The 7392-nt window shown below is 62.9% G+C and carries 5 protein-coding genes; 4 read left to right on the forward strand and 1 reads right to left on the reverse strand.

Annotation, left to right across the window (positions count from 1 at the left end):
* Nucleotides 1-173 precede the first annotated feature (173 nt).
* The 4 genes from MFF13_RS24305 to MFF13_RS24320 are packed head-to-tail and all read left to right on the forward strand — an operon-like array spanning nucleotide 174 to nucleotide 5804.
* The gene (locus tag MFF13_RS24305; RefSeq protein WP_238273161.1) at nucleotides 174-893 is read left to right on the forward strand and encodes a hypothetical protein; all 720 of its coding nucleotides are present in this window, start codon (nucleotides 174-176) and stop codon (nucleotides 891-893) included.
* Nucleotides 890-2758: a glycosyltransferase gene (locus tag MFF13_RS24310; RefSeq protein WP_238273162.1), complete on the forward strand. Its 1869-nt coding sequence runs from the start codon at nucleotides 890-892 to the stop codon at nucleotides 2756-2758. Before MFF13_RS24305 ends, MFF13_RS24310 begins: the two co-directional genes overlap by 4 nt.
* Nucleotides 2755-4932, forward strand: a complete 2178-nt coding sequence (locus tag MFF13_RS24315) for a glycosyltransferase (protein ID WP_238273163.1) — start codon at nucleotides 2755-2757, stop codon at nucleotides 4930-4932. The genes MFF13_RS24310 and MFF13_RS24315 overlap by 4 nt, the downstream gene beginning before the upstream one ends.
* Entirely contained in the window at nucleotides 4929-5804 is an 876-nt protein-coding gene (locus MFF13_RS24320; protein ID WP_238273164.1) for a hypothetical protein, read from the forward strand. The genes MFF13_RS24315 and MFF13_RS24320 overlap by 4 nt, the downstream gene beginning before the upstream one ends.
* A 991-nt stretch (nucleotides 5805-6795) precedes the next feature.
* On the opposite strand, the gene MFF13_RS24325 is transcribed toward MFF13_RS24320, so the two are convergent.
* On the reverse strand, nucleotides 6796-7392 hold a 597-nt coding region (locus MFF13_RS24325; RefSeq protein WP_238273165.1), incomplete at its 5' end, for a ferritin-like domain-containing protein.

Below are 7392 nucleotides of genomic sequence, written 5' to 3' on the forward strand. Positions count from 1 at the left end.
GACCAAGCTCTTCGGAAAGCGACATCTTCACTGCAGGCCGTGGCTTCATCCGGGTTGCGCACGCACTGGCGCTCCCGTACCACGCTCATCCTCCGGGGGCGGAGCCGGCGCCGCGGGCGTCATGCGTTCGAAACGAGAATTCTAGCGATGCGATCGTTTGATGAGGATAACGGATGACCGCGTCGTTCGACCGTAAAGGCCCGTCCACCCGGTACAACGCCCGCATCTTCCGCCTTGGAGCCGATTGGGTGCTCTGCAGCTTTTGCCTGCCGACCTCAATGCCGATTCCGCTCGAGGTCATCGCGCCCGACAACGTCACGCTCGAGACCTGGGCGTTCGCCGGCATGACCGCGCGGGAGAGGCGGCCGACCGGCTTACTGCTGCTGCGCACGCGAGGCGACGCTGCGGAGACGGTGTTTGCACGCGGGACAAGTCTCGTCGTCGCCACCCACTTCCATTCCATCACCCTTGCGACCGGTCCGGCCGAACCGGCGGGGACGCTTTCACCCGGCGACGCCGCCGTGATGGCCAGAGCCGTTCTCTCGTCGATGACGCCTCGGAACGCCGCGGCCCTGGCCGACCCGATCACCCTGTTGGCGCCGGCTATTCGCGACCTTCCGGTGCCGAAGGACGGGCCGGTGGTTACGCTCGTCGACGATCCGCTGGCCTGCAGCATCTCGGGCACGGAGGTGCCGAACTACGTCTTGTTCGATTCCGGGCCCGGACTTCGTTGCGCACGCGTCGCGACGGCGCGCATGACGTTCTCGCCGGTGTCGCGGATGGATCTCGAACTTGATCCTCTCTGGGGACCGGAGGTTGGGCAACCCGAGCGTGCCTTCTTGATCGCAAATGGCGGCTTCGCCGCAGCGCGACTGAGCGCGGCTGCCAGATGAGGGCTGAGACCCCGTCGTCCACTCTGGCACCGATCGCCACGGTCCTCGTGGTCGCGCCGATGCCGGCCGCGCCAGCCAGCGCCGGTAACCGCAAACGGCTGGCGCTCACCTGCTCAGCGCTTCAACGCGCGGGCTTTGCCGTCGACTTCGCCTACTTCGCTCACGAGGATCAGGTCTACCGCCGCTTCGGCCAGCACCCGCCAACCGATCTCGCGGCGATGCAGGCGGACTTCCAGCGCACGTTCCTGATCGAAGCGAACGAGACGATCCCGCTGAAGACGCGCTCCCTAACTTTCGGGATCGACGAATGGGGCTCGGGAGCGCTCGACCGGTTCGTGGCGTGGTATGCCGCGGAACACCCCGACACTGTGGCGATCCTCGTTAACTACGTGTTCCTGTCGCGCTGCCTCGATTACGCACAGGACATGCTCAAGCTCATCGACACGCATGACCGCTTCGCCGACCGGCAGCTGCAGTACCGTCCGTTTCGAGCTGAGCCAAACTTCTACTACACCGACCGCGAGAGCGAGGCGGCTGCGCTCGACCGCGCCGACGTGGTGCTGGCGATCCAATCAGAGGAGGCGGCTTACTTCGCAGGGTTGACCGATCGGCGGGTACTGCTGCTGCCGCCGGTATTTCCGGTCCGCGCACCGTTCTCGGCGCCGCGTGCGATCGCACGGATCGGCTTCGTTGGGCACGGCAACGATCCCAACCTGTTCTCAATCAGCAAGTTCGCTCACGCATGGGCCGCGGGCTGGACGCCCGACAAGCCGGAATTGCGGATCGCCGGCGAGATCTGCCACGCGCTCGGCGGCCTCGACCTGCCAGGAGTGATGCTGCTCGGCTACGTTGACGATCTCGCAACGTTTTACGCGGAGACCGACGTGATCGTGGCGCCGATGCTGATGGGCAGCGGCCTCAAGATGAAGGTCGCCGAGGCCTTGTCCTACGGCGTGCCCGTTGTCGGCACCGCGATCGGCTTCGAGGGGTTCGGTGCCGAGGCGTCGGCCCATCGTTGCGCAGACGTCGCCGCAGTTAAGGCGGCGATCCTGGCGCTGCGATTGGATCCCGCCGCGCTCGCAGCGTTGACAGAAGCTTGCGCCACACTGTTTGCGCGCTTCAACACGATCTCGCAGCAGGCCGAGGCCGAACTCGCCGACGTAATCCACGCTGCAAGCCGCAAGCAACCCGTTGCCGTCGCGGCGACCGCCGCATTCGTTGAGCCGATAGCGCAGTCCTGGCCGATCGGTGTCCGCTCGGCAAACTCCGCGCTTCGGGACGATCCGGCCTACGGACAGCTGCTGGCGACCGAGCGCTTAGGCGAGGAGGCGGCACGCGCGATTAGGTACGCGCCGGAGCGCCGCCGCTGGTTTGCCGGATCCACGCCGGCACCGGAAACGACGCCATCGCTCGGTCCCGTCGCCGTGGCGTTGTCGCCGGAATGGGTCCGAGGGAAACGCCTGCCGCGTGTGATTCGCGAAGCCGCCGCCTGTGCGTTCCGCGACGCTCGGCCCGATTGGGCGACCACGGCACGGTGCGTCGGCGCTAGCGCGAACGGGTTTGCCCTAGCGCTTGTCCTGCCGAGCCACCTGCTCACCGGTGTTCGTGCGGTTGTCGCTTTCTTGGTCGAGCCCAATGGGGGCCGCGCGCACGAGCTTACGCTCGACGGGATCGCACCACTTGGCTTGCCGCCAGGTTTCGCCTTCGAGACGCAGCGTCCAGAACTGACACCGGTACCTGCGGTGGTCAGCGTGTCGGGCATCGGACTGGCTCCAATCGCCCCGAACGGGACGGTGCTGTTCCTCACAGACGACCTGATCGGCCGGATCGCAATCGCACCCGCCCGCGGGAGTATCCAGCCATGAGCGACATGCCCGAGACCGATCTGCTCGATAGCCCCGCCGGCAAGGATGGTGTCGTCGAGGAAGGCGGCGCCGAAAGCGACGTGTCCAAGGGTGACGCAGCCAAGAGCGAAACCATCGTGGCCGAGTCCTTCGATGCCGTCGATGCCGACGTCGGGCGCCGGGTGGTGATCGCCGAAGCGCGCCTGGTCTGGGACGCCCTTTTTCTCAACGACGTGCGGATCATCTTTCGGCAGGAAGATGCACCGCTCGTTTCGATCGTCATTGTTTCGTTGAATGCCCGGCATATCCTCGCGCTTACCCTGTGGCGCCTCGCGGCGCAGCAGGGGCTTGCGGGCGTGCCGTTCGAGGTGATCGTCGTCGATAACGCATCGATGCCCGAGACCGGTGCCCTGTTCGACCGGATCGATGGTGCGACGCTCATCCGAAACGTGGCGAATGCCGGGTTCGGGTCGGCTTGCAACGACGGCGCGGCACGCGCGCGCGGCCGTTTTATCCTGTTCCTCAACCCCGACGTCGACCTGATGCCGGGCGCAGTGCGGGCTATGGCGCAAACCTTCACTGATCTCGACCATATCGGGATTGTCGGGGCGCGCCTCGTGTTCCCCGGCGGCATCCTGCAGGAGGCGGGCGCCAACTTCCAAGAGGATGCGCAGATCACCTACCCCTATCTTCGTGGGGTGCCCGACCCGTTCGCACCGGAAGCCGGCTTCACCCGCGATGTCGGATATGTCTCCGGCGCCGTGCTGATGATCGAGCAGGAGCTGTTCCAGACGCTCGGCGGCTTCGACGAAGCCTACGCGCCAGCTTATTTCGAAGATACCGACCTCTGCGTTCGCTGCCATCAGGCCGGGCGGCGCGTGATCTACCAAGCGCGTGCTAGCGCGGTGCATTTCGAAAACGCTACCAGTGCTAAGCGCGCCGACGTGGAGGTGCTGCTCGACCGTAACCGGGCACTGTTTCTGGATCGGCATCGCAATTGGCTATTCCGCCAGGGGCCGCAGCACACGGGTATTGCCGCCCGCGACCATGACCCATGGGCGTTGCGTGTTCTGTTCATCGACGACACCGTTCCGCATCTCGACATGGGCGCCGGCTATCCGCGCGCCAACCACATCGTGAACACGATGGCCGAACTCGGCTACGGCGTAACGCTCTATCCGATTTACCGAGCCGATGCAGAGCAGGCTCAGCGCTGCCGTGACATCGACCAACGGGTCGAAATTCTTGCCTCCGAGGGACGCGACGGCCTCGCCCGGTTAATCGGCGAGCGCACGGGCTATTTCGACGTCCTCTGGGTCAGCCGGCCGCATAACATAGCTCTTGCGATGCAGCTTCTGCTTGATGCTGGATTAAGCCCGCGCGCGTTTGTGAAGTCCCGCGTTGTGTTCGATTCCGAAGCCCTTTTTGCCTCCCGCGCCTTCGTTGGCGCCGTGATGAAGCAGGGCTTCGGCACTGCGGCCGATCTTGCAAGGGATGCAATCTCCGAGACGCGATATTACGCGATTGCCGATCAGGTAGTCTGCGTCTCGGAGGCCGAGGTGCGGCTGCTCGCGAACTACGCCCGCGTCAACTCGACGGTCCTCGGTCATGCCATGGCGCTGCCAGAGGCCTTGGGCCCACGATTCGCCGATCGGGCTGGTTTCCTGTTCATCGGCGCGTTGGGGCAGGACGGGCAGCCGAACGTCGATTCGTTGGATTGGTTTTTCGACGCGGTTTGGCCTCGCCTGCGGGCGCGAATGCCCGACACAACGCTGCGGATCGTCGGCACCATCGCGCCCGCGATCCGCGCCCGCTACACGAGGCCCGGCGTCATGGTGATGGGCCGGGTGCCCAAGGCCGGACCGTTCTTCGATGCAGCCCGCGTCTGCATCGCTCCGACACGCTTCGCCGCCGGCATCCCGCACAAGGTGCACGAAGCGGTACGGCACGGACTTCCGTGCTTCGTCACACCGATCCTGGCCGCGCAGATCGGCTGGGAGGAAGGCGTCGGCTTCGAGAGCTGCGACTGGCTAGATCCGGAGGCCTTCGCCGAGGGGCTCGTGCGCCTCCACGAGACCGCCGACCTCTGGCGACGCGTACAGTCCGCGGGACTAGCACGCATCCGCTCGGAATGCGCGCCGGAGATCTACCGCGAACATCTGCGCCGGATCTGTGAGGCCTCGACTTTCGCATGACCGAGCCGCGCACGACCGATTGCCTCATAATCGACACTGCCGCACCGCGCCTCAGCCGAAGGCTCACTGGCATTTTGCGCCGCTTTATTTTTGGCCGGGTGCCGAAGTTGTTCGACAGCGCTTTTTACCTGCGCAGCCATCCCGATGCGGCAGCCTCCGCCCTCGATCCCTACCTGCATTACAGCCTGATTGGTGGGCGCCGGGGTTACGACCCGAATGCGGACTTCGACACTTCATTCTATCGGCTTCAGACAAGGGCCCGGCAAAATCCCTTGCGGCACTACCTCAAGGTCGGTGCTGCTAAAGGTCTCGATCCGCATCCGCATTTTAGCACGTTCAGCTATCTTGGACGCTATCCAGACGTGGTGGGCAGCAAGGTCAATCCGCTACTACACTATCGTGAAAACGGCCGGCCCGAACTCCGCATCGCCGATCATTCGAAGCGCTTGCCACGGACGATCCCCCCGCTGTTCGGAATTCCGACAGCTCATCATTGGGAGATGCCAGAAAGCGGGCAAGCGCACTTCAAGCTGACGCTGCTTCGAACGGTGTCCGATCATCCAGCAGCAGAGCCAATTAAGCGGCTGAGACTGTCCCTCGGCCTGGATTTCGAAACGGTCGACCAATTTATCGCCGTGCTGGCACGGGTCCCGACTGGCTTACAGGATGTCGTGCAGCTCACTTTAAATGCTGATCCTTCGCGTGGCGCCAGCGTGCCGAGCTTAGTTTTGGCGCTCAATCATTGCTATCTTCATCCCATTGCAAGCGACGGGACGCGGATCATTCGCTACGCGGAAGCTATTCTTTGGGACATCCGACCGATTAAGCCGCGTACCGTGGTGATACTTCCAGATGGCACGATCCAGTTTTGAGCCAGCGAAGACTTCGTCCGTGGAAGAACTCTTTACAATATGCGCAAACGCGGTCCGAATAGTAACTACACTATAGCTTTGACGAGTTGCGTACGCAGCATACTCCGGCAATATTATGTAGAGCCTATGAATCATATGTGCCGGGGAGGGGCGGCTCGTCCGCCTCAGTCTCACTCACCGGCTCATCCTCCGCCATCAACGTGACGCGGGTAGCCTCAGCGAAACTCATAGCGAGGGCACGAATTTTATCACTAGCCTGCCGCTTGATTTCAGCGCTGGATTGACCTTCACCTCGGATGGAGACAAACCCCGTGAAGCGCCCGGCTTCGGTGATCAGAACGAAGTTGAACCGACCGGACCGGCTACGTCGGACGATGTAATGCGGCTTAGTCAAAGATCCGTTCTCCGCAGCTGCCATTTCTGGTCTCTACGAAGAGAGCGTCGCTTAAGTTTCTTCTTAGCGATAAAGGCGCGCTGGGTAAGGGGCGCGCCTAGGTACGCCAAGCTCCCGATGCTCAATGCCTAAACCACAGCATCTTAAAACCTACTTGCCAGATTGGATGTCTATGTGGATCGTTCGTCCGGTTTGGTCGCTGGGCCAGGACTCGCGGGGCCTCTTGTGATGCGCCCGCGATGCGCGCAAAGGCACACGGATCTCGAGATCAAGATCCTGCACCAAGTCGTCCATGCTCGCCCGGATACGACCGCTACTGTCGCCATATATGCATGGAAGCGGTCCAACGTAGCAGGCACTGAGGATGGCGAAGCTAGCGATCGACCACATCGTTCCCACAGCTGTCGGCAATCACGCCTCGTATCTGTTGGAGGACAGAGCGTTCTTCCACCGCCGTCAAATTAAGGCGTATGGCACAACCCTAGCAAAGCCACGCGAGCTTGCCTCGCGGGACTCCGATGCCGTAGTTCAGTCCTTTGATAGCAGAGCTCGTCAGTGTGTTGATCTACGGTCTGCTATTATTTTGATTGGCCAAGATTACCGCAGACGACCTCGTAGGCCCTGCGGGAAGAAGCCGCCTGGGCTCTGCGTAGTGTTGAGGTATGCGATGTTAAGGACTTGACCGAACGTCCGTCCGAAAGCGAGGCTGTTGCGATCGGCGGGAACAAGATTAGCATCGGTCTGAGAAAAGCCGGGCGTCGCCGACTGATCTCCACTAATGCCTTGATCGAGATCAGTGTTGCCGTCGAGGGCATCGCGTGCGTTCGAGATCGCGTTCGCCTGCGTGATCAAACCGCGGGAGTATAGGAGCGTGCGGATCGCGCCCGCCTGATACCCTTCGGTGCCCAGGAAGCCGGAAGCCGTCATATGGACGTTCTTGTCTTTAATGAACGGCGCACCGCCGATCAGGGCCGTGACGCAGACATCTTCTAGCAGGAAGGCCCCCAGGAGGAACGTGCCGTCGCTAGCATAAACGTCGAAACGGTCGTTTGGCCCGACGAGCCCGGCCGAGCGAGCCGCGAAGGTGAATGCGAAATCGAGATCGAGCTGCGGCCGGCCAATTCGGCTCGCATCGGGTAGTGCGGCGCGGAGTGTTCGAACATGGGCTTCTTCATCGTAAGCGGTGTCTGGACG

The organism is Methylobacterium cerastii (assembly GCF_022179125.1).
GTDB classification, from domain to species: domain Bacteria; phylum Pseudomonadota; class Alphaproteobacteria; order Rhizobiales; family Beijerinckiaceae; genus Methylobacterium; species Methylobacterium cerastii.